At 71.8% G+C, this 21,653-nt stretch carries 16 protein-coding genes and 1 riboswitch; of the genes, 3 read left to right on the top strand and 13 right to left on the bottom strand.

Features of this window, described 5'->3' with window-relative positions:
- Positions 1-106: 106 nt before the first annotated feature.
- The 10 genes from eno to J8M51_RS44760 all read right to left on the bottom strand — a co-directional run bounded on the left by eno (position 107) and on the right by J8M51_RS44760 (position 12,537).
- Positions 107-1,387 (bottom strand): phosphopyruvate hydratase, encoded by a 1,281-nt coding sequence (gene eno / locus J8M51_RS44805; RefSeq protein ID WP_086758163.1) that lies wholly within the window; start codon positions 1,385-1,387, stop codon positions 107-109.
- Positions 1,388-1,789: 402 nt separating this feature from the next.
- The gene (locus J8M51_RS44800) at positions 1,790-2,494 is read right to left on the bottom strand and encodes a LysM peptidoglycan-binding domain-containing protein (protein WP_086758156.1); all 705 of its coding nucleotides are present in this window, start codon (positions 2,492-2,494) and stop codon (positions 1,790-1,792) included.
- A 4-nt stretch (positions 2,495-2,498) separates the two neighbouring features.
- Positions 2,499-2,679, bottom strand: a riboswitch (cyclic di-AMP (ydaO/yuaA leader).
- A 175-nt stretch (positions 2,680-2,854) separates the two neighbouring features.
- A complete protein-coding gene (locus J8M51_RS44795) occupies positions 2,855-3,934 on the bottom strand; it encodes a transglycosylase family protein (protein ID WP_086758157.1) in 1,080 nt (359 codons plus the stop codon).
- Positions 3,935-4,139: 205 nt separating this feature from the next.
- Positions 4,140-5,537, bottom strand: a complete 1,398-nt coding sequence (locus J8M51_RS44790) for a cytochrome P450 family protein (RefSeq protein WP_256965358.1) — start codon at positions 5,535-5,537, stop codon at positions 4,140-4,142.
- Positions 5,534-6,079, bottom strand: coding sequence for a hypothetical protein (locus tag J8M51_RS44785; RefSeq protein ID WP_086758159.1), 546 nt, complete (start codon positions 6,077-6,079; stop codon positions 5,534-5,536). Before J8M51_RS44785 ends, J8M51_RS44790 begins: the two co-directional genes overlap by 4 nt.
- Before the next feature lies 1 nt (position 6,080).
- Positions 6,081-7,061, bottom strand: a complete 981-nt coding sequence (locus J8M51_RS44780; RefSeq protein ID WP_267300192.1) for a nucleoside triphosphate pyrophosphohydrolase — start codon at positions 7,059-7,061, stop codon at positions 6,081-6,083.
- Between the two features lie 239 nt (positions 7,062-7,300).
- Positions 7,301-7,972 carry a SurA N-terminal domain-containing protein gene (locus J8M51_RS44775; RefSeq protein WP_216591050.1) on the bottom strand — a complete coding sequence of 224 codons (672 nt, stop codon included), beginning with the start codon at positions 7,970-7,972 and terminating at the stop codon, positions 7,301-7,303.
- A gap of 206 nt (positions 7,973-8,178) precedes the next feature.
- Complete coding sequence (locus J8M51_RS44770) at positions 8,179-9,672, bottom strand: serine/threonine-protein kinase (protein WP_267300190.1); 1,494 nt, start codon at positions 9,670-9,672, stop codon at positions 8,179-8,181.
- A gap of 44 nt (positions 9,673-9,716) precedes the next feature.
- The gene (locus J8M51_RS44765; protein ID WP_086759944.1) at positions 9,717-10,346 is read right to left on the bottom strand and encodes a hypothetical protein; all 630 of its coding nucleotides are present in this window, start codon (positions 10,344-10,346) and stop codon (positions 9,717-9,719) included.
- Between the two features lie 163 nt (positions 10,347-10,509).
- The gene (locus J8M51_RS44760; protein WP_086759946.1) at positions 10,510-12,537 is read right to left on the bottom strand and encodes an N-6 DNA methylase; all 2,028 of its coding nucleotides are present in this window, start codon (positions 12,535-12,537) and stop codon (positions 10,510-10,512) included.
- A gap of 210 nt (positions 12,538-12,747) precedes the next feature.
- On the opposite strand from J8M51_RS44760, the gene J8M51_RS44755 reads away from it, so the two are divergent.
- The gene (locus tag J8M51_RS44755; protein ID WP_086759948.1) at positions 12,748-13,494 is read left to right on the top strand and encodes a hypothetical protein; all 747 of its coding nucleotides are present in this window, start codon (positions 12,748-12,750) and stop codon (positions 13,492-13,494) included.
- 33 nt (positions 13,495-13,527) lie between these two features.
- Here J8M51_RS44755 and J8M51_RS44750 read toward each other — a convergent pair whose 3' ends face one another.
- On the bottom strand, positions 13,528-14,247 hold the full coding sequence (locus J8M51_RS44750) for an HNH endonuclease family protein (protein ID WP_086759950.1): 720 nt from the start codon (positions 14,245-14,247) through the stop codon (positions 13,528-13,530).
- 122 nt (positions 14,248-14,369) lie between these two features.
- Positions 14,370-15,290, bottom strand: a complete 921-nt coding sequence (locus J8M51_RS44745) for an SCO6745 family protein (protein ID WP_086759952.1) — start codon at positions 15,288-15,290, stop codon at positions 14,370-14,372.
- A gap of 137 nt (positions 15,291-15,427) precedes the next feature.
- Between J8M51_RS44745 and J8M51_RS44740 the strand changes: the two genes are divergently transcribed.
- Positions 15,428-16,090 (top strand): TetR/AcrR family transcriptional regulator, encoded by a 663-nt coding sequence (locus J8M51_RS44740; protein WP_086759954.1) that lies wholly within the window; start codon positions 15,428-15,430, stop codon positions 16,088-16,090.
- 48 nt (positions 16,091-16,138) lie between these two features.
- Here J8M51_RS44740 and mfd read toward each other — a convergent pair whose 3' ends face one another.
- Positions 16,139-19,696 carry a transcription-repair coupling factor gene (gene mfd / locus J8M51_RS44735; RefSeq protein WP_086759956.1) on the bottom strand — a complete coding sequence of 1,186 codons (3,558 nt, stop codon included), beginning with the start codon at positions 19,694-19,696 and terminating at the stop codon, positions 16,139-16,141.
- Between the two features lie 379 nt (positions 19,697-20,075).
- Here mfd and J8M51_RS44730 point away from each other — a divergent pair, with 379 nt between their 5' ends.
- The gene (locus J8M51_RS44730; RefSeq protein WP_216591056.1) at positions 20,076-21,539 is read left to right on the top strand and encodes a DUF2079 domain-containing protein; all 1,464 of its coding nucleotides are present in this window, start codon (positions 20,076-20,078) and stop codon (positions 21,537-21,539) included.
- Positions 21,540-21,653: the final 114 nt, after the last annotated feature.

Below are 21,653 nucleotides of genomic sequence, written 5' to 3'. Positions count from 1 at the left end.
GTGTCTCCCACGCGCGTACGTCCCCGCACACGGTACGGGACCGGTACGGGGACGTACGTACGACTGGCGCGGGCCGGGCCCTTAACGGCTCAGCCCTTGGAGCGGCTCAGCCCTTGAAGCGCGGGAAGGCGCTGCGGCCGGCGTAGACCGCGGCGTCGTCGAGGATCTCCTCGATGCGCAGCAGCTGGTTGTACTTGGCGACGCGGTCCGAGCGGGCCGGGGCGCCGGTCTTGATCTGGCCGCAGTTCACGGCGACGGCGAGGTCGGCGATGGTGACGTCCTCGGTCTCGCCGGAGCGGTGGGACATCATGCACTTGAAGCCGTTGCGCTGGGCCATCTCGACGGCGTCCAGGGTCTCGGTCAGCGAACCGATCTGGTTGACCTTGACGAGCAGGGCGTTGGCGGAGCCCTCCTCGATGCCGCGGGCGAGGCGCTCGGGGTTGGTGACGAAGAGGTCGTCGCCGACGATCTGGACCTTGTCGCCGAGCTTCGAGGTGATGGTGTTCCAGCCGGCCCAGTCGTCCTCGAACAGCGGGTCCTCGATGGAGACGAGCGGGTAGGCCGCCACGAGCTCCTCGTAGTACTCGGTCATCTCGGCGGCCGAGCGGGACTTGCCCTCGAACTCGTACTTGCCGTCCTTGTAGAACTCGGACGCGGCGACGTCGAGCGCGAGCGCGATCTGCTCACCGGGGACGTAACCAGCCTGCTTGATGGCCTCGATGATGAGGTCGAGCGCGGCGCGGTTGGACTCCAGGTTCGGGGCGAAGCCGCCCTCGTCGCCGAGACCGGTGGACAGGCCCTTGGTCTTCAGCACCTTCTTGAGGGTGTGGTAGACCTCGGCACCCCAGCGCAGGGCCTCGGAGAAGGACTCCGCGCCGATGGGGGCGATCATGAACTCCTGGATGTCCACATTGGAGTCGGCGTGCGAGCCGCCGTTCAGGATGTTCATCATCGGAACGGGCAGCAGGTGCGCGTTCGGGCCGCCCAGGTAGCGGAAGAGCGGGAGGTCGCTGGCCTCGGAGGCGGCGTGGGCGACGGCGAGGGAGACGCCGAGGATGGCGTTGGCGCCGAGGGAGCCCTTGTTGTCGGTGGCGTCCAGGTCGAACATGGCCTGGTCGATCAGGCGCTGCTCGGTGGCGTCGTACCCGACGAGCTCCGGGCCGATCTGCTCGATGACCGCGAGGACGGCCTTCTCGACACCCTTGCCGAGGTAGCGGTTCGGGTCACCGTCGCGCAGCTCGATGGCCTCGAAGGCACCCGTGGAGGCGCCGGACGGAACGGCGGCACGACCCGTGCTGCCGTCGTCGAGGCCGACCTCGACCTCGACCGTGGGGTTGCCTCGGGAGTCCAGGATTTCCCGGGCTACGACGACGTCGATGGACGGCACGAGCATCTCCTTCATGGGATGTGACGCTGAAAGTGCGGGGCCCGCGGGCCTTGCGACTAGAGCCTAACCGCCCCCGGGCCGTCGGCAGCCGACCGACCGTCCCGTGGACAGACAGACGGTACCCATTGTTCCCTGCCGGAACAAAGGGGGGTGGGCGAGAAAGTGAACAGAAGGGGGAACGGCCCTCTCTCCGGACAGAGAAAAGCCCCGCCCCGGTGCGTACGGGGGAATGCGCACCGGAGCGGGGAGCCCGTGGGGACGGGGGGACGGCCCTCACGAGGCCTTCACTATGGAGGACACGGATGTGAGCGGGCTGTGGTTCAGCTGGGGAGCGGCCGGATTTTTCGGCCCAGCCCGACCCGCCCTCACCGAGCCGGATCCGTCCCCACCGGCTTCGACGGGTCAGCTCAGGTGGAGCTGCTGGCCCGGGTAGATGAAGTCGGCGTCGTCGATGATGTCCTTGTTCAGCTCGAAGAGCTTCTCCCAGCCACCCTTGACGTTCTTCTTCTCGGCGATGCCGCTGAGGGTGTCGCCCTTGACGACCTTGTACTCGCCGTCGCCCTTCTTGACCTTCTTGCCGGTCGGGGTCTCGACGGTGGCGCGCTCGGAGGAGCGGGAGGCGCGGGTGTCCTCGGTGCTCTTCTGCGCGCTCTTCTCCGTGCTCTTCTGCGTGTTCTGCTGCGTGGAGCCGGAGTTCGTGTTGCCGCCGGAGGCGGCGGCGCCGTCGTACGAGGCGCCGGACAGGCCGGTGCCGCAGACCGGCCAGGCACCCTTGCCCTGGCCCGCGAGGACCTTCTCGGCGACCGCTATCTGCTGGGCCTTGCTCGCCTGGTCGGCGGTGGAGGCGTACTGCGTACCGCCGTAGGCGGCCCAGGTGGAGGCGGAGAACTGCAGGCCGCCGTAGTAACCGTTGCCGGTGTTGATGGACCAGTCGCCGCCGGACTCGCACTGGGCGACGGTGTCCCACTCGGAGGCGGTGGCGGCGGAGGCGCTGCCGGCGGCCATCAGCGGGGCGGCGATGGCGGCGGCGCCGGTGACACCGGCGACGGCGATGGCGCGAGCGGCCTTGGACGGGCGACGGTGCTTGCCCTTGCTGGAGAACAGCATGGAGAGATCCCCTCACCGACGCCTGCGAGGTGAGCTGTCGGGTTCGGGCCGGTTGAGTTGCCCGGCCGCGCTCGCTCGCCTTCCGGCTCGCTTCACGCGGCTTCACCCCGAGCCGGTCCAGCGTGAACCGCTGGGCCCGGCACTTACCTTGGGTCCCCCGCTCCTGCCTACGGCGCTTGACGCGACGACTGTTCCTTGCGGCCGTTGGCAGGATTCGGCGTACGACCGCAGGGGCCCGCTGTGGCGAGCGGTCACGACCGTAAACAGGTGATTGCCCGAATTTCAAAGACGATCACGGGGTCTGTGATTCATCTCCCATGTAGATCAAAACGGGCATTCAGGGGCGAACCATGACCCGAACTACCGCTGCTTTTCGCCCGTTTCGGCACCGACTTCGAGGGTCTGACCGGGAAGGATAAGGTCCGGGTCAGTTCCGACCGTGTCCTCGTTCTCGGCGTACAGCCCGCGCCACCCGCCGTCCAGGCCGAGCGAGTTCACGATGCCCGTCAGACTGTCGCCCGCCTGGACGGTGTAGGCACCGTCGGCGGCCTCGCGCGCCGTGTCGCCGCCGCGGGAGGCGTGCCGGCCGGAGGACTTGGAGTCGGCGGCACGGGAGCCGTCGTCGGCCGCGTCCGCGCCGGTACCGGCCCCCGTGTCGGCGCCGGCGCTCTCGTCGGCGCTGGCGCCCCGGTGACGGCCGGTACCGCTGTCGCCGTCATCGGGAGCCGTGGAGCTGTCACTCTGGGGCGACTTGCCCGATTCGGTACCGTTCTCGGTCTTGGCGGAGCCCTCGGAGGCGTCGGCGTTCGAGTCGCCCGACGCACCGGAGTCGGCCGAATCGCCCGAACCGGCCGACTGGGTCGAGTCGGCCCCGTCCGCTGCGCCGGACCCGTCGACCCCGTCGGCCTCGTCGTCCCGATCGGTCGAAGCGGATGAATCCGATGAAGCGGATGAATCTGATGATTTCGATGAGTCAGACTTTTCGGACGAGCCGTCCGACCCCGACCCCGACCCCGACTTCGTCGAGTCGTCCACGACCCCCGTGTCCACGTCGGCGGAACCGGAGTCGCCGCCGAGGTTGTGGAGCAGTCCGCAGGTGGCCCAGACGCCGACGCCCTGGTCGGCGAGCACCTTCTCGGCGACCGCGATCTGCTGGGAGCGGCTGGCCTGGTCGGCGGTCGTCGCGTACTCGAGACCGCCGTACTTCTCCCAGTTGTCCTGGGTCAGCTGAAGGCCGCCGTAGCGTTCGTTCCCGGTGTCCGCGCTCCATGAGCCGCCGCTCTCGCACTCCGCGACCTGGTCCCAGGTGGTTCCGCTGGCCGCGCTCGCGCCGGTGGCGCCGAGGAGTGGGATGGCGATGGCCGATCCGGTCACTCCGGCCGCGACGAGGAGGGCCGGAGCCTGACGGGGGCGACGGTGACGACCGTTCCCGGAGAGCATGCGGTTGCCTTTCACACGACAGCAGTGACCTGTGCGAAGGGTGTGGTGCCCCCTTCGCACTGACGTGTGAACGTAGCCGCAGTCGATCAGTTGTCACAAGTTAATGCAGCGCAGATCACGTGAAGATCACAGACTTGAGGGAGCGTCATCTTCCTTCGCGGAATGGGGTAGTGCTACAGGCTGCCTGGGTACTACTACGTACCGCTCATGCCGGGCTGCTCACAGACCGCTCTCGCGGGGTGAATTCGACCGGAAGCGTGCGCAACCCCCGCATGATGAGCCCTCCTCTCCATCTCAGATCGGCCGGATCCACCGCGAGTCGCAGGTCGGGGAGGCGGGTGAGGAGCGTCGCCAGCGCGGTCTGTCCTTCGAGGCGGGCGAGGGGGGCGCCGAGGCAGTAGTGGATGCCGTGGCCGTAGCCGAGGTGCTGGTTGTCACGGCGGGAGAGGTCGAGGGTGTCGGGGTCGTCGAAGCGGGCGGGGTCGCGGTCGGCCGCGGCGAGCACGACGAGGACGGGGTCGCCGGGGGCGATGTCCTGGCCGCCGATGGTGAGGGGCTCGGTCGCGAAGCGCCAGGTGGCGAGTTCCACGGGGCCGTCGTAGCGGAGGAGTTCCTCTACGCCGGTCTCCAGCAGCTCGGTCTCGCGGGCGGCCAGGGACGCCTGGAGGCGGGCGCGCTGCTCGGGGTGGGTGAGGAGGGCGTAGGTGCCGTTGCCGATGAGGTTGACGGTGGTCTCGAACCCGGCGAACAGCAGGATGAACGCCATCGCCGCGGCCTCGTTCTCGGTGAGGTGCTCACCGTGGTCGGAGGCGCGGATGAGCGCGGAGATCAGATCCTCGCCGGGGGCGGGGTGTTCGGTGAGACCCTCGCGCTTGCGGTGGATGAGGTCGGCGAGATAGCCGCGCATCTTCTTGACCGACCGGGCGACGCCTCCCCTCGGCCCACCGCCGTGCCGGATCATCATCCCCGCCCAGTCCCGGAAGTCGTCCTGGTCCTCCCGGGGGACGCCGAGCATGTCGCAGATCGCGTAGATGGGCAGGGGGAAGGCGAACTCGTGGATGAGATCGGCCTCGCCCTTCTCCGCGAACCGGTCGATGAGCTGATCGGTCAACTCCTGGACCCGGGAGGCGAACTCGGCGACCCGGCGGGGTGTGAACGCCTTGGAGACGAGCCGGCGCAGCCGGGTGTGGTCCGGCGGATCGATGTTCAGCAGATGCGTCATCAACTCGGCCTTGCGCTCACCGGGGATACCGGTCTTCCCCTTGGCGTGCGCGGGCTCGTCGTGATGCGCGGGGTTCTTGGACAGCCGCCCGTCGGCCAACGCCTGCTTGGCGTCCCCGTACCGGGTGACCAGCCAGGCCTCCACCCCACTGGGCAGCCGCGTCCGGTGCACGGGCGCGTGCTCCCGCAGCCAGGCGTACGCCGGATACGGATCGGTGGCGAACTCCCAGGTGAAGAGCTCCGGAGCACCGGTTCCCGTGGGGGTGTCTTCGGGGGTGCCGGTGGGTGTTCCGGTGGATGTTCCGGTGGATGTTCCGGTGGGTGTGTCTTCGGAGTTGCCTGTGGGGCTGCCGGTCGGCGGGGGTGCGGGCTGGTTGGTCACGCGTCGACGGTATCCGGCCGCCGCGGTGCTCCTCCGTCCGTCCCCGGTGCGGGGTCGGGGAGGAGGACGACCCGGTCGAGCGTGGGGTCGAAGCCCAGCACCGGACGGTCGTACGCGCCCTCCGGACACATCAGCACCGGCTTGCCGAGGCGGCGGCCGATGGAGCGCAGGAAGTGGCAGAACGCGTCGAGCCGGTCCTGGTCCTGGATCTCCCGCAGGTCCACGTCGAAGTCGATCTCCTCGTCCGAGAGGAAGCGGAAGATCGCCAGCAGGTCCCCTGTCGGCCAGACCCTCAGTCGGGGGCATTCCGCGTCGAGCGGTCGCGTCAGTATGTGGACCGCGCTCGGCACCGCGAGACGTGTGGCTCCCTCCTCGTACTCGTGGTGCCAGCCGCTCTCCTCGACGAGGTCGAGCAGGGCCTGCCAGTCGCCCGGTGCGGTGTCCGGGACGTAGAGGTCCGGCAGTGAGCCCATCAGGTCGGGGTCGAAGTCGTCCTTCGCCTCGTCCCACAGCAGGTCGGGAGTGGCCCGGCTCCGGTGCATGTCAGTCGGCGTCCAGGCCCTCCGCGGCGCGGATGGCGTCGCGGTAGGTGCGGGCCGCCGCTCTCAGTGCGGCTTCCGGGTCGATGCCCTCGGATTCGGCCTGGGCGGCGAGGGCGAGGAGTCGGTGGCCGATGTCGTCGGCGGACGGCAGGGCGACGGTGAGGCCGGCGGTGCGGACGCGGGAGGAGAGCTTGGCGGCGAGGGCGAGGCCGGGCTGGCCGAGGGGGATGCCGTCGGTGACCGACTCGCGCCGCTTCTCCACGGCCTTCGTGCGGAGCCAGTGCGCCTTGACCTCCTCCGGGGTCGTGGCCGTGGCGTCGCCGAAGACATGGGGATGGCGGTGGATGAGCTTGGTGACGATGCCGGCGGCGACGTCGTCGACGGAGAAGGGGGTGTCGGGGTCGTCCTCGGCGATGCGGGCGTGGAAGACGACCTGGAGGAGGACGTCGCCCAGCTCCTCGCGGAGTTCGTCGCGGTCGCCCTCCTCGATGGCCTCGACGAGTTCGTACGCCTCCTCGATGCCGTACTTGGCGAGGCCCTTGTGGGTCTGCCGCGAGGACCAGGGGCATTCGGCGCGGATGCGGTCCATGACCTGGACGAGGTCGAGGAGGCGGGCGCCGGGGAGGTCGTAGGAGGCGGGGAGCAGCTCCAGGGACGGCATCCGGACGCGGCCGGAGCCGGCGAGGCGGGCGAGGCCGTCGGTGAGGCGGGGTTCGCCCTCGGCGGTGGCCAGGACGACCACCGTGCGGTCGCCGGCGCAGGCGTCGACCAGGTCCTCGGCCGTCGGAGTCGCCCGCTCCACCACTATGCCCGCCTCGCGGAGATAGGGGAGCTGGGGATGCGCCTCGTCCGCGCAGAGGACGCGGTCCGCCCCGTGCAGCGCCTGCCAGGCCGGCCAGGAGAGCAGGCCGGGCGCGACCCGGTGGCTGGTGGTGAGCAGGACGACTCGGCCCGGGGAGGGGGAAGGGGTCTCGGGGGCCATGGGGGCGGGGGCGCCGGCGGGGCGGTGTGCGTTCACACGACGAACGTAACCCACGTCACGGACGACCCCCGAAGTTATCCACAGGCCGACGGACGGACTCGCGCCACATCCACAGGCGGGGCCCGCCCGTCCACATCCACAGGCCCGCTCGTCCGCGTCCACAGGCGGGGTCCGCCCGTCCGCGTCCACGGGCCGGGGCAACGCGCGCCCCGCGCCCGGGCGCGGGGCGTGTCCGCCCGCTACGCCGGCTTCTGCGAGGCCGGCGCCGTGACCTCCTTCAGCCAGGGCGTCTTCGCGTCCAGCAGGCCGACCCTGCCGGACGTCGGGTCGACGCCCCAGCTGCCGTAGCGGGGGTTGAGGTCCACGTCGAGCTTCTTCGAGGCCTCGGAGAGGGCCTTCCAGAAGACGACGCCTCCCTCCTGCGTGTTCAGGTCGGCGCCCACGGCGGTGGAGAGCTTCTGGACCTCGACGTCGCTGCGGAGGCTCTCGTCCAGCTGCTCGGGGGCGACGCTGTAGCGCTGCAGATAGGCCGTCTCCAGTGCCTCGGCCCCACCGGCCTGCGCCTCCAGGTCGGCACGGTACTGCTGGACTTCCTTGCGGGTGACGGTCACACCGGCGTCGACGAGCGCCTGGTCGAGGACCTTCTCCAGGACCATGCTGTTCAGGGTGTTCCGGGTGAGGGCGCTGCTCTGGGCGACGGCCTGCTCGTACTGGCTCTCGTCCGTGCTGGCGGCGCGCTGGGCGGTGCGCACCTCGTTCACCCGGTTCTCCAGCTGCGCGACCGTGATCCGGTCGTCGCCGACGACGGCCGCCGCGCCGGGATGCGCGTCGTTCCCGCAGGCGGTGAGGAGCGGCGCCGCGGCGGTGATCGCGGCGGAGAGGACGAGCGCGGTGCGACGGCGGCGGTGCAAGTGGGCCTCCCGAGGAGATTGTGCGGCGGTGCACAAAGTCTTGCGGTGATCGATGGTAGGCAGTGGCCCTGCTCTCGGCCAGCCATTCGACCAACGATTCACGCCGACTTCGGGCACCGCCCTCCGCCACGTCCGGCTCAGCCCACGGCCGGGGACGGCCGCCGCCGTCGGCCGGGGTGGTGCGGACAGGCGGCCCGGCGGGAGCGTCAGCCGCGTACCTGGCCCAGCCACTGCAAGGTCCGCCGGACCTCGCCGACCAGCGGGTGGGCCGGTCCGCGCAGTCGCTCCACGTCGAGCAGCAGCCGGCCCAGGGTCTCGTGGGCGGCGCCGCGGTCGCCGAGGGCGAGGAGCAGATGGCCGATGCGGCGGCGGACGTCGAGGGAGAGCTCGGGGTCGCCGCCGACGTACTGGTTCTCGTAGTACGGCAGCAGGGAGCGGTACTCGGCGAGGGCCGCGGCCGGTTCGCCGAGCTGTTCGAGGCACTGGGCGGAGTCGTAGCGGTAGCGCAGCGCCTGGGGGTCGGCCTGGCCCGCCTCGGCGGCCCGCTCGTCGGCGAGGCGGCGCAGCTCGGGCAGGGCGCGGCGGTACTGGCCGTCGTCCATCAGCGTGGCCGCGTACTGCTTGCGCAGGGTGCGGACGACGGGTGAGTGCTCGCCGTGCTGGGCGGCGGCGGCCGGGAGGATCGCGCCGAGGATGTCCACGGCCTGGGTGATGCGGCCCTCGCCGAGGAGCCGCTTGACCTCGTCGACGGCGCCCGCGACATCGGGCTTGTCGGCGGCGGGCGCGGGGTCGGGCGCGGCGGACGGCTGCGGCGCGGGGATGCGGGCCCGGTCCGGCCAGGGGGCGTGCGGGCGCAGGAAGGGGCGCGTGGGGTCGAGCGGGGAGCCGGTGGGCATCCCGCGCGCGGGGAGCAGTGGCAGGAGCTGTTCGTAGGTCTCCTGCGCGGAGGACGGGCGGTGCTGCGGGTCCTTGGAGAGCAGCCGCAGGACCAGGGCCTCCAGGGTCTCGGGGACCTCGGGGCGCAGCCGGCGGACGGGGACCGGCGGCTCGTAGAGATGGCGGTGGAGGACGCCGAGGGCCGTGGAACCGGTGAACGGGACGTTCCCGCTGAGCAGTTCGTGGATCAGCACACCCAGCGCGTACAGGTCGGTGTACGGGCCGACCGCGCCGCCCATGGCCTGCTCGGGGGCCATGTAGGCGGGGCTGCCGATGGGCGAACCGGTGTGGGTGAGACGGGTGGTGTCGGTGTCCATCACGGAGGCGACGCCGAGGTCGAGGACGGTGACCGTGCCGTCCTGCTTGACCATCACGTTCCGCGGCTTGAGGTCGCGGTGGACGATCGGCACCGCGTGCACGGCGGACAGCACGGCGCACAGCTGCGCGGCGACCGACACGGTCCACTGCCACGGGTACGGGTCGTGCTCGGCGAGATGGTCGGCGAGGTCGGCCCCGTCGACGTACTGCATGACGAGGAACAGCTCCTCGCCCTCGCTGCCCGCGTCGTGCACGGTCACCAGGCCGGGGTGGTCGACCTGGGCCGTGACCCGGCACTCGCGCACGAAGCGGCGGCGCAGCTCGTCGGCCTCCTGGCCCGCGACCTTGTCGGGGCGCAGCAGCTTGACCGCCACGCGCCGGTCGAGACGCTGGTCGTACGCCGTCCACACCTGGCCCATGCCGCCCTGGCCGATGAGCGTGGACAGTTCGTACCGTCCGGTGATCAGGCGTCCGGTGCCCGGTCCCTGGGTCACCGGTCTCCCTCGTGCTTGCGGAGGTAGTCGCTCAGCTCGTCCAGCTCGGCGCGCACCTGGTCGATACGGGCCGGCCCGGGACGCTGCGGCTCGGGCGCCTGCCGCGGCGGGGGCTGGTGCTGCACGGGCGGCTGCGGGGCCGGCGGGGCGGGGGTGTGCGGAGCCGGTGTGTAGGGCTGCGGAACCTGGACCGGCGGGTAGCTGTATCCGGTCTGCTGGGGGTTGTACCCGGTCTGCTGGGAGTACGCCGTGGTCTGGGCGTACGGCGACGGCTGGACCCGGCGGCGGCTGAAGTGGCGTATGTCCGCGGCCAGGTAGTACGCGACGATCGCTATCAGGCCGCCGAACAGCAGCGACATGCCGACATTGCCCCTCCAGGTGGTGAACTCCTCCTTGCCCGGGTCGGAGCCGATGATGTACACCGTCACGACGATGTGGACGACCGCCAGGGCGAACAGCCACCAGTCGAGGGTCTTGCGGGTCACCGAGGCGAGCCGCAGCAGGCAGGCCCAGGCGAGCAGGCCACAGCTCATGACCGCGACCACCACGAAGATCACACGGAGTGTGACCTGGCCCCCCTGGTCGGGGCCGGGGGGCGGTGTCGGCGCATAGCCGTGGCCTTGCATGGCTGCTCCTGAGGGCCTGGTGAGAGCGGATGTGCGATGTCGTCCCGAGGGTATCGGTCGACCACGACATGAGGTCCAGGGTTGTGGACAACCGTTGTAGTACCGCAGTGCTGGTCACGCCGCCGCGGGCGGAGCGGTTCCGTCCGGTAGGGGTGGTGCGGGCTCAGTCGGGGGCGACCGAACCGTCCGTGAGCCCGTCGTACATGCCGCGCACCAGACGTTCGCCGAGGCGGCCGGCCTGGCGGAGGGCGTCCTCGAACGCGGCGAGGGCGCGGAACCGTTCGCCGTAGCGGCGCTGCTGGTCCAGGGGGAGCCGGGGCAGTTGGAGGCGGCGTACGTCGAGGCGGGTCGCGGTGGAGGCATAGCTGGTGGCCTGGCGGCTGTTGGCGGTGGAGCGCAGGAAACCGGCGACGAACCACGCGTCCAGCGCGGCCCCGTCGGGGCGCAGCAGGGTGAGGTTGCGGCCGAGTGCGGCGCCCGCGGTCTCCTCGTCGATCACGCGCGCGACCCCGCCGCCGCCGAGGACGGGGACGACGACATCGCCGGCTTCCACGAGCACGGCGGGCTCGCCGGTCTCCGGGAGCGTGCCCGAGGGGGCCGTACCGGACAGGACGTCGTGGTCGGTGAGCACGCGCGCGTGAGGGCCGCTCCCGCCCGTGCGCAGCACCAGGGCTCCCCCGCGCGCGAGTTCGCCGACCGTGGTGAGCGGCCAGCGCGCGGGGTGCTCCTCGTCGGCGAGCGGAGGCGTGAGGTCGGCGGCCAGCCGGAGGGTCTCGCCGAGGCGTTCGCGTACGGCCGTCAGTTCACCGGCGCCGCCGCCCGCGGCCGGGGGCGGCAGATGCCGGGCCGGGGCCAGGTCCACATCGTCGTCCAGCAGTTCGATGACCGGCAGCGAACGGCTCAGCCCCGGCCGCTGCGCCACCTCGCCCTTGCGGTCGAAGGGCCGCCAGGCGTCGAGGACGGCGGAGCGCACCGCCGTCCAGTCGAACCCGCTCCGCCCCTCGTGCACGAGCCGCCCGGTGTCGATGAGCAGCAACTCGGGCGGCACCGGCGTCTTTCCGGGCCGGCGCAGCACCCACAGGTGCAGCGGGATGTTGTACGGGGGTGCCGCGCCGACCGGCAGGGCGATCACGGCGCGCAGGGCGCCCCGGCGCAGCAGATCGGCGCGGATCCGGCGCCCCGAGCGACGGCTGGCGGCGGCGGGCGGCATCAGCAGGACGGCCGTGCCGCCGTCCTCCAGACGGGCCAGCGCGTGCTGCACCCAGGCGAGTTCGGATTCCGTGCGGGCCGGGAAGCCGTACTCCCAGCGGGGGTCGTAGGCGAGTTCGTCATGGCCCCAGTTGCGCTCGTTGAACGGCGGGTGGCACAGGACGGCCTCGGCCCTGAGGTGTTCGTGGGCGTCGGCGCGGAGGCTGTCGCCCGGGGCCGTGCGGACGGTGCTCGTGGTGCGCAGGGCGAGGCGGAGCGCGGTGAGGGCGGCCAGTTCGCGGGAGGTGTCCTGCCCGTACAGCTCCTGGCCGGGGCGGGCGGCGACGGCGCGCAGCAGGGCGCCGGTGCCGCAGGCCGGGTCGAGCACCGAGCGGGCGGGACCAGCGAGTTCGGCCATCAGCTCGGCCAGTTCGCCCGGAGTGAGCGTGTACTGGCGGGGGTTGGCGTCGAGGTGCCGGGCGAGCAGGAACTCGAAGGTCTGCTTCGCCCCCAGGTCCGCCGCCAGTTCGGTGGCGCCGCGCAACAACGGGATCGAGGGCAGCAGTTCGGCGGGCGTGGGCGGCGCGACGGCGGGCTGGCGGGCCGGGCCGAAGCGCGGGGCGAGGACCTCCCCGAGCGCCTCGGGCAGCAGCCGGGACAACTGCTCGTCGTCGCCGCGGGCGCTCAACTCCAGCCAGGCCAGGGGCCGGTCGTGGAGGTGGAGCAGGGCGCAGCCCGCGTGCACGAGCGCGGTGACGGGGCCCTCCGGGTGGCCGGTGACCTGCTGCCAGACGCGCTCCCTCAGGGGCACTTCGGCGAGCTTGCCCTGAGCGCGCAGCCACTCCTCGACCTCGCCGAGCGCGAAGGCCGGGCTGGTCTCGGTGCCGCCGACCGGTCGGGGGAAATCGGCGTGCCGTCGGCGCCAGTTGCTGACGGCGGCGCGCCCCACCCCGGCGAGCCGCGCGATGTCCGCGGCCGTGACCTCTGTCCCGTTCCCCTGCACGCGCCCGGCTCCCCTCGTACCTGGTGGTGTGACGTCGAGCATACCGACGCACGCAAGATCTACCCATACACATCGTGTACACACTCGACTCCGTGAATCGTGTTGACTCGGTTCACAAGCTCTGCTGTCATTGACCCATCGAACGACGTGCCGCCCGATCCGGGTGGTCACACGTCGGCAGCGTTGTCACATTCCCAGGGGGGAACTCTCATGCGTCGCACCAGCCGCACCGCACTCGCCGCTCTCTGTGTCGCCGCCGCGGCCACGTTCTCGCTCACCGGCTGCCTGCCGGGCGACGACAAGGCCGACGGCCCGTTCGCCGGACTGACCGGCGGAGAGATCGCCGACAAGGCCGTGAAGGCCACCGCCGAGGCCGACTCGCTCCGGATGAAGGGCGAGATGCAGGACGAGTCCGCCGGCGGCACGGTCCGGATGGACATGGCGATGAACAAGAAGGGCGACTGCGCCGGCACGCTGAGCATGAACGGCGAGGGCGAGGCCGAGCTGATCAAGGTCGGCGACACCCTCTACATGAAGTACGACGAGGCGTTCCTGCGCGCCCAGTCGAAGGACTCCTCCAAGGAGGAGGCAGACATGGTCGTCGACATGCTGGCCGGCAAGTGGACCAAGACCTCCGCGAAGGCCGCGGACTCCAAGGACATCGCGGGCTTCTGCGACCTCGACACCGTCCTCGCCGACTTCGAGGACGTCAACTCCGACGCCACCCGCGGCAAGACCACCGAGACCGGCGGCACCCCCGCGATCGTCCTCGACGAGAAGGACGGCAAGGACCGCTACACCCTGTACGTCGCGACCGAGGGCAAGCCGTACCTCCTGCGGGTCGTCAGCAAGTCCGCGAAGGAGCCCGGCGACCTCACCTTCACCGACTTCGACAAGCCGGTCCCGGCCGAGGCGCCCAAGGGCAAGGTCATCGACCTGGACAAGGACTTCAGCTGACGCGCTCTCCCGCCGGGCGGCACCACGGCCGCCTCAGTCCGCGTGGAAGCGGGCCGGGGCCTCGGTCGGGTTGCCGCCCGTCGGCAGTTCCTGCCCGGGGCAGGTGGTCAGGACCCGCTTCATCGCGGTCTGTTCGGCGGAGGTGACCCAGAGGCCGTACTTCGTCTTCACCGCGACCTGGGCGGCCACGTACGTGCAGCGGTACTCCTTGTTGGGCGGGAGCCAGGTGGCCGTGTCGCCGTCCCCCTTGCCGCGGTTGGTGCCGGAGTCCACCGCGAGGAGGTTCAGCGGGTCGTTGGCCAGCGCTATGCGCTTGCTGTCGTCCCACTTCTGGGCGCCCTTCTGCCAGGCGTCGGAGAGGGCCACGATGTGATCCACGTCGATCTTGCTGCGGCCCCGGACGTACGGCACGTCCTCGCCGGTGTACGGGTCCGGGTCGAGCACCCCGGAGACGACCGTGCAGTCGCCGTCCCGGAACTTCACGTCGTCCAGGTCGCGTTTGAGTATGTCGTCGCGGGTGTCGCAGCTGTTGGAGTCCGTGTCGGCCCAGGGGCTGCCGAACTCGTCCCGGTCGTAACCGGTCCTGGGCGCCCTCCCCTTCACGGTCAGCGCCTCCGCCGCGGCGAGCGCGGCGCCGCCCCCGCCGGGGCTCTCCTGCGGTCCGGCCGAACCGTCCGTGCCGTCCAGTTCGCAGCCGGTCGCGGTGACCAGCACCAGAGCGACGACGGCGACCCCACCCCTCCAACGCACCACGCGACACCCCTTTCCTCTGTCCGTGCTTCACGCGGTCCCGCGTGGGTTCCCCGTCCCGTCCGCTCAACACCGTAACCGCCGACGGGCGCGGCCCCCTGCCGTGCGGGACCGTCAGGAGCCGTTCACACCTTGCCTATACCCAGGGTCGTCTCCGCCGGCAGCAGGCCCGAGCCGATGACGGCGACCCAGAACTCGCCCAGCAGATCGGCGAGTCGGGCGGTGCCGTCGGCGCCGAGGAGCCGCCAGGGCGTGGCGGCCAGCCGGTCGGTGCGCTGCTCGACCTCCCGGCGCAGACTCCGGCCCGCCTCCGTGGCCGTACCGTCCGGCAGGGTCAGACCGCGGGCCGTGAGGCGGTCGAGGGCGGCCGTCCACTCCTTGGGGCTCCACCCACGGCTCTCGAAGCGCTCCACGGAGGCGGCGCCGATCGCGGCGAACGAGACGAGGGACTCGACGGGGTCGAGGTCCGCCGTCAGCAGGGCCGCGAGGTGGCCGTCGCCCCGGTGCTCCCGCAGGATCGTGGCCGCCCGCCAGAGCTGGAGAGGGGCGGGCCCGGGCCAGGGCAGCTCGGCATTGGCCGCGGCGAGGGGGCGGCCCTCGGTGTTCACGGACTCCGCGGCGCGGCGGGCCAGGGCCGCGGCCTCCGCCAGCTCGGCACTGTCGACGCGGTCGCCGAACAGCGCGCGGTAGGCCCGGTCGACCGCCCGGTCCCGGGCCGCCAGCACGGCGTCCGGTGTCGCGGTCCGCCAGGCCGGCCCGATGTGCTCCGCGACCATGCGGGGGCTGAAGCTGTAGAAGGCGGAGGCCGTGCGCCCGACCCCCACGGCGCCCAGGGGTGCCGCACGGAACGGGAAGTAGCTCGGCCATCGCTCCGCCACGTCGTACCCCAGCGCGGACGCCTCCTCGAAGGCCTCCGGCGCGTAGTAGAGGACGGCGTGCAAGGGCTCCAGCAGGTGCCACATCCGGCGCACCTCGCCCTGGTCGACGGTGTCGCGCTCGGCTTCGCTTCCGGTGTCGATGCCGGTGCCGGTGCCGTACTCGGACATGACGCATCCTCCCTGCCGCTCCTTCCGGCCGCCGCCGACGACGACCGGAGCGCAACTTGTCACTGACTAGATTGCCGGGCCCGGGGCGAACTTGTCAACGACTAGATGGAAGCCTCCGAGGGACCTACGCTGTCTCCATGCCTCGCGACACCACGACCGATCGACAGCCGGATCAGGCCGCGCAGCCCTCACCGACCCCGCGCGCCGACCGGCCCGACCGCCCCTACCACCACGGCGACCTCCGCCGTGCGATCCTCCACGCCGCGCTCGACGTCATCGCCACCGACGGCCCGTCCGCGCTGAGCCTGCGGGATCTGGCGCGGCGCGCGGGGGTCTCCCATGCCGCGCCCGCCCATCACTTCAAGGACCGCACGGGTCTGCTGACGGCCATCGCGGCGGAGGGGCACGCGCTGCTGGCGGCCGCGCTCGCGGAGGCCGGCGACCTGCGGGACTCGGGCGTGCGCTATGTCCGGTTCGCGCGCGAGCACCCCGCCCACTTCCAGGTGATGTTCCGGCCGGAGCTGCTCCGCGAGGACGACCTCGAACTGACCACCGCCCGCGCCCTGTCACGCGAGCGGCTGCGCACCGCCGTCACCGACGCCCGCCCCGGGACGCCGGGCGCCCTCGACACCGACCCGCGGCTGGCCGGGATCGCCGCCTGGTCCCTCTCCCACGGCTTCGCCACGCTGCTGCTCAGCGGCAACCTCACCGGGGTCGTGGGCGACCAGGACCCCGAGGAGGTGTTCCGCACGGCCACGGAACTGCTGTTCCCGGCCGCGCCTCCCGCACCGACGTCCTGACCGCGCAGCCACCCCCGGCCCCGTTCCCGGACCCGTTCCCGGACCCGGCTACGACCCGAGAATCGAAGCGAGGAACTCCCCGGTCCACCCCAGCAGATCCCGCCCGACCAGCGGCTTCCCGCCCACCTTCGCCGTCTTCGGGCGGGGCACCAGCACCTGGTGGACGGCCGGCTTGATGACCGTCCCCGGGTACAGCCGCTTCAGCCGCAGCTCCTGCGACTCCCTCAACTCCACCGGTGCGAAGCGGATGTTGGTGCCCTGGAGGACGATCTCGCCGACCCCGCAGGCCCGGGCGAGCATCCGCAGCCCGGCCACCAGCAGCAGGTTCTCCACCGGCTCGGGCAACTTGCCGTAGCGGTCGACGAGTTCCTCGCGCACGGCGGCGATGTCCGCCTCGGTGTTGACGGAGGCGATGGCCCGGTAGGCCTGCAGCCGCAGCCGCTCGCCCGGCGCGTAGTCGTGCGGGACGTGCGCGTCGACCGGCAGCTCGATCTTGACCTCGAGCGGCGGCTCCTCCTCGATCTCCCCGGTCTCCAACTGACGGCGGTAGTCGGCGACGGCCTCGCCGACCATCCGGACGTACAGGTCGAAGCCGACGCCCGCGATATGGCCGGACTGCTCGCCGCCCAGCAGGTTGCCCGCGCCCCGGATCTCCAGGTCCTTCATCGCCACGTACATACCGGCGCCCATCTCCGTGTGCTGCGCGATGGTGGCCAGCCGCTCGTGGGCGGTCTCCGTCAGGGGCTTCTCCGGCGGGTACAGGAAGTACGCGTAGCCGCGCTCGCGGCCTCGGCCCACCCGCCCCCGCAGCTGGTGCAGCTGCGACAGACCGAAGGTGTCGCCGCGCTCCACGATCAGCGTGTTCGCGTTGGAGATGTCGATGCCCGACTCCACGATCGTCGTCGAGACGAGGACGTCGAACTTCTTCTCCCAGAAGTCGACGACGACCTGCTCCAGGGCCTGCTCCGACATCTGGCCGTGGGCCGTCGCGATCCGCGCCTCGGGGACGATCTCGCGCAGCCGGGAGGCCGCGCGGTCGATGGACTCCACCCGGTTGTGGATGTAGAAGACCTGGCCCTCGCGCAGCAGTTCGCGGCGGATCGCCGCCCCGATCTGCTTCTCCTCGTACGGGCCGACGAAGGTCAGGACCGGGTGGCGCTCCTCCGGGGGTGTGGTGATCGTGGACATCTCACGGATGCCGGTGACCGCCATCTCCAGGGTGCGCGGGATCGGGGTCGCGGACATCGTCAGCACGTCCACGTTGGCGCGCAGCTTCTTCAGCTGCTCCTTGTGCTCGACGCCGAAGCGCTGCTCCTCGTCGACGATGACGAGCCCGAGATCCTTGAACTTGGTCTCGGAGGAGAACAGACGATGCGTGCCGATGACGATGTCGACCGCGCCCTCGCGCAGTCCCTCCAGGGTGCCCTTGGCCTCGGTGTCCGTCTGGAAGCGGGACAGGGCCCGGACGTTGACGGGGAACTGCGAGTACCGCTCGCTGAACGTGCCGAAGTGCTGCTGCACCAGCAGGGTCGTGGGCACCAGCACGGCCACCTGCTTGCCGTCCTGGACGGCCTTGAAGGCGGCCCGCACCGCGATCTCCGTCTTGCCGTAGCCGACGTCGCCGCAGATCAGCCGGTCCATCGGGACCGTCTTCTCCATGTCCTCCTTGACCTCGGCGATCGTCGTCAGCTGGTCCGGCGTCTCCGCGTACGGGAAGGCGTCCTCCAGCTCGCGCTGCCAGGGCGTGTCCGCGCCGAACGCGTGTCCGGGGGCCGCCATTCGCGCGGAGTACAGCCTGATGAGGTCGGCGGCGATCTCCTTGACCGCCTTCTTCGCGCGCGCCTTGGTCTTGGTCCAGTCGGCGCCGCCGAGGCGGTGCAGCGTGGGCGCCTCGCCACCGACGTACTTGGTGATCTGCTCCAGCTGGTCCGTCGGGATGTAGAGGCGGTCGCCGGGCTGGCCGCGCTTGGCGGGAGCGTACTCGACGACCAGGTACTCGCGGGTCGCGCCCTGCACCGTCCGCTGGACCATCTCGATGTAGCGGCCGACGCCGTGCTGCTCGTGGACGATGTAGTCGCCCGGCTCCAGGGTGAGCGGGTCGATGGTCTTGCGCCGGCGCGCGGGCATCCGCGCGCCGTCCTTGCCGGCCGCCTTCTGGCCGGTGAGGTCGGTCTCGGTGAGGACCGCGAGCTTGAGGGCGGGGTCGATGAAGCCGTAGTCGATCGAGCCGCAGGCGACATGTACGACCGACGGGGTGATCCGCCCCAGCTCGGCCTCCAGCCGGGCCGCGATGCCCTCGCCGCCGAGCACCTCGACCGTGCGGGCGGCCGGGCCGTGGGCCTCGGTCACGAACACCGTGCGCCAGCCGTCGGCGAGCCAGCCCTTGGTGTCGGCGAGCGCCTTCGCGGTGTCGCCGCGGTAGGTCTCCGGGGCGTGCATGCCCAGCTTGAGCGTGTCGGCGTCCCCCGCCGCGGCAGCGGCTGATGTCCAGGTCTCGTCGGCCGCGAACGGCGACACCGACCACCACATCATGTCCAGCTCACGGGCCCGGTCGCGGACGTCCGCGATGGACCGCAGGGAGGCCGCGCCCACGTCGATGGGCGCCTCGCCGCCACCGGCGGTCGCCGCCCAGGACGCCTCGAGGAACTCCTGCGAGGTGGCGACCAGGTCCGCCGCGCGCGTGCGCACCCGCTCCGGGTCGCACACGATCGCCATCGCGCCCTTGGGCAGGACGTCGATCAGCAGTTCCATGTCGTCGACCAGGACCGGGGCGAGGGACTCCATGCCCTCGACGGCGATGCCTTCGGCGATCTTGTTGAGCAGCTCGCCCAGCTCCGGGTGGCGCTCGGCGAGGGCGCGTGCGCGGGCGCGTACGTCGTCCGTGAGGAGGAGTTCGCGGCAGGGGGGCGCCCACAGACCGTGCTCGGCGACCTCCAGCGATCTCTGGTCGGCGACCTTGAAGTACCGGATCTCCTCGACGTCGTCGCCCCAGAACTCCACCCGCAAGGGGTGCTCCTCGGTCGGCGGGAAGACGTCCAGGATGCCGCCGCGCACCGCGAACTCGCCGCGCTTCTCGACCAGCTCCACCCGCGAGTACGCCGCTGCCGCCAGCGCCTCGACCGTACGGTTCAGGTCGGCCGACCCGCCCGTGCGCAGCGCGACCGGCTCCAGGTCGCCGAGCCCCTTGACCTGGGGCTGGAGGACCGAGCGGACGGGGGCGACGACCACCGAGACCGGGCCGGTCTCCGGGTCGTCCGGGCGCGGGTGGGCCAGGCGGCGCAGGACGGCGAGGCGGCGGCCGACGGTGTCGCTGCGCGGGCTGAGCCGTTCGTGCGGGAGCGTCTCCCAGGCGGGGTACTCCACCACGCCGTCCGGGGGGAGCAGCGAGCGCAGGGCCGCCGCCAGGTCCTCGGCCTCGCGGCCCGTCGCCGTGACGGCGAGTACGGGGCGGCCGGCCTCCCGGGCCAGGGCGGCCACCGCGAAGGGGCGGGCCGCCGGGGGGCCCACCAGGTCGATGTGGGTGCGGTGGCCGTCGGATGCCGCCCTGATCGCTTCGGCGAGGGGGGCGTCCTGGATTACGGCGTCTAGCAGGCCGTGGAGGCTCATTCGGGGCGTTTCCCGTCCGGGTGGGCTCGGCTGTGGGGCGGCGGATTGGGGGTGCGGGTCGGCTGCGGGTCGGTTGCCGGGGCAACACGAACGCCCGGACTCGTGGGAACGGCCGGGGGTGTCCAGGGTACGACGAGCGGTGTGGGGGGTGCGGGTGAGTTCTTTCGCCCCCGCCGCCCCTACCCGTCCCATCCTCAAAGGGCTGCGCCCCTTCGACCCCCCTTTCGCGCTCCGCGCGGGGGTGCGTGGTCGGGTGCGGATGCGTCGTGGTTACTCGCGCAGTTCCCCGCGCCCCTGAAATGCGGGGGCTGCGCCCCCTGCTTTCCGGGCCCGCCTAGTCTCTAGGGGCACCCCTGCCCCCACCCGAACGTGAGTACCCATGGCCTCGTCGAGCACCCAGACCCCGGCGGTCATACCGGCGCCGGTCGCGGCGGCGGGCCCGGTTTCGCCTCGTGGCCGGTGGTTTCGTCTCGCGGGCCGGGAGCCGTATCTGCTGGCGGTCGGGCTGTTCGTGGCGTACGCGACGGTGTCCGTCGGGCGGTATCTGAGGCTGGGGACGCGCTCGTACGACCTGGGCATCTACGAGCAGGCGATACGGGCGTACGCGCACTTCCAGGCGCCGATCGTGGAGCTGAAGGGGCCGGGGTACAACGTGCTCGGGGACCACTTCAGCCCGGTCACCATGCTGCTCGCGCCGTTCTACCGGGTGTTCCCGTCCCCCGTGACGCTGCTGGTGATCCAGGCCGCGCTGTTCGCGCTGTCGGCGGTGCCGGTGACCCGGGCGGCGACACGGGCGCTGGGGCGGGCCCGGGGGCTCGCGCTCGGGGTGGCGTACGGGCTGTCGTGGGGGCTGCAGAACGCCGTGGACTTCGACTTCCACGAGATCTGTTTCGCGGTGCCGCTGATCGCGTTCTCCCTGGAGGCGCTGCTCCGGCGCCGATGGCGGGCGGCGCTGCTCTGGGGGCTGCCGCTGGTGCTGGTCAAGGAGGACCAGGGGCTGACCCTGGCGATGATCGCGGTGGTCGTCGCGCTCCGGGCCCGGCGGCACGGCGCCCCTCGCGCGGTGCCGTACGCCCTCGGTGTCGCGGCGTTCGGCGCGGTCGCCACCCTGCTCGCCTTCACCCTGATCATCCCGGCCTTCAACACCACCGGTTCCTCCGACTATCTGACCAAGGTCGGCGGTGCGGGCCCTCTCGACGGCCTGGACATCAAGATCCGTACCGTTCTCTGGCTGCTGATCCCGACCAGTGGGCTGCTCGCCCTGCGCTCCCCGCTCCTCCTCGCCGTGCTGCCCACCCTGGGCTGGCGGTTCGTCTCCGCCGACGACAACTACTGGAGCACGTCCTGGCACTACAGCGCCGTACTGATGCCGATCATCACGCTCGCGCTCGTCGACGTGCTCCCGGCCGTCCGCCACAGCGCCCGCCCCTGGCTGCGCTCGTACGCGCTGCACCTGCCCGCCGCCGTCCTCGCGGCCTCGCTGGCGCTGACGACCTCGCTGCCGCTGGCCAACCTGACCAGGGCCGACGCCTATCGGGTGCCGGACGCGGTCAAGGCCGTGGAGAAGCTGATCGCCACCATCCCCGACGGGTCGACCGTCGAGGCCAACATCGCCCCGATCGCCCGGCTGACCTCCCGCTGCCGGGTCTTCTGGATCGGCCGGACCAAGGGCCTCGCCCCCGACTACATCGTGTTCAACAACAACTCGCGCTGGGTGAAGGACGTCCCCGCGTTCGCCCGTCAGCTGCATCCGCGTGACACGTACGTCCTGCGGGGTGTCATCCAGGGATTCGTGCTCCTGAAGCGCACGTCTCCGGCGACCGGCGGGCCCGCGCCGTCCTGAGACGGGTGGAGCCCGGCGCCCGGAAGCCTCCGCCTCCGGACGCCGGGCTCTCCCCCGGTTTCCCCCGTGTCCCCGTTCCCCCGTTCGTTCCCCCGTGCTCGGTGGTCTCGCCGG

The sequence above is a fragment of the Streptomyces griseiscabiei genome, from assembly GCF_020010925.1.
GTDB lineage: Bacteria > Actinomycetota > Actinomycetes > Streptomycetales > Streptomycetaceae > Streptomyces > Streptomyces griseiscabiei.
Note: the sequence above shows the minus strand (reverse complement) of the source record. Positions and strands in the feature narration are given on the sequence as shown.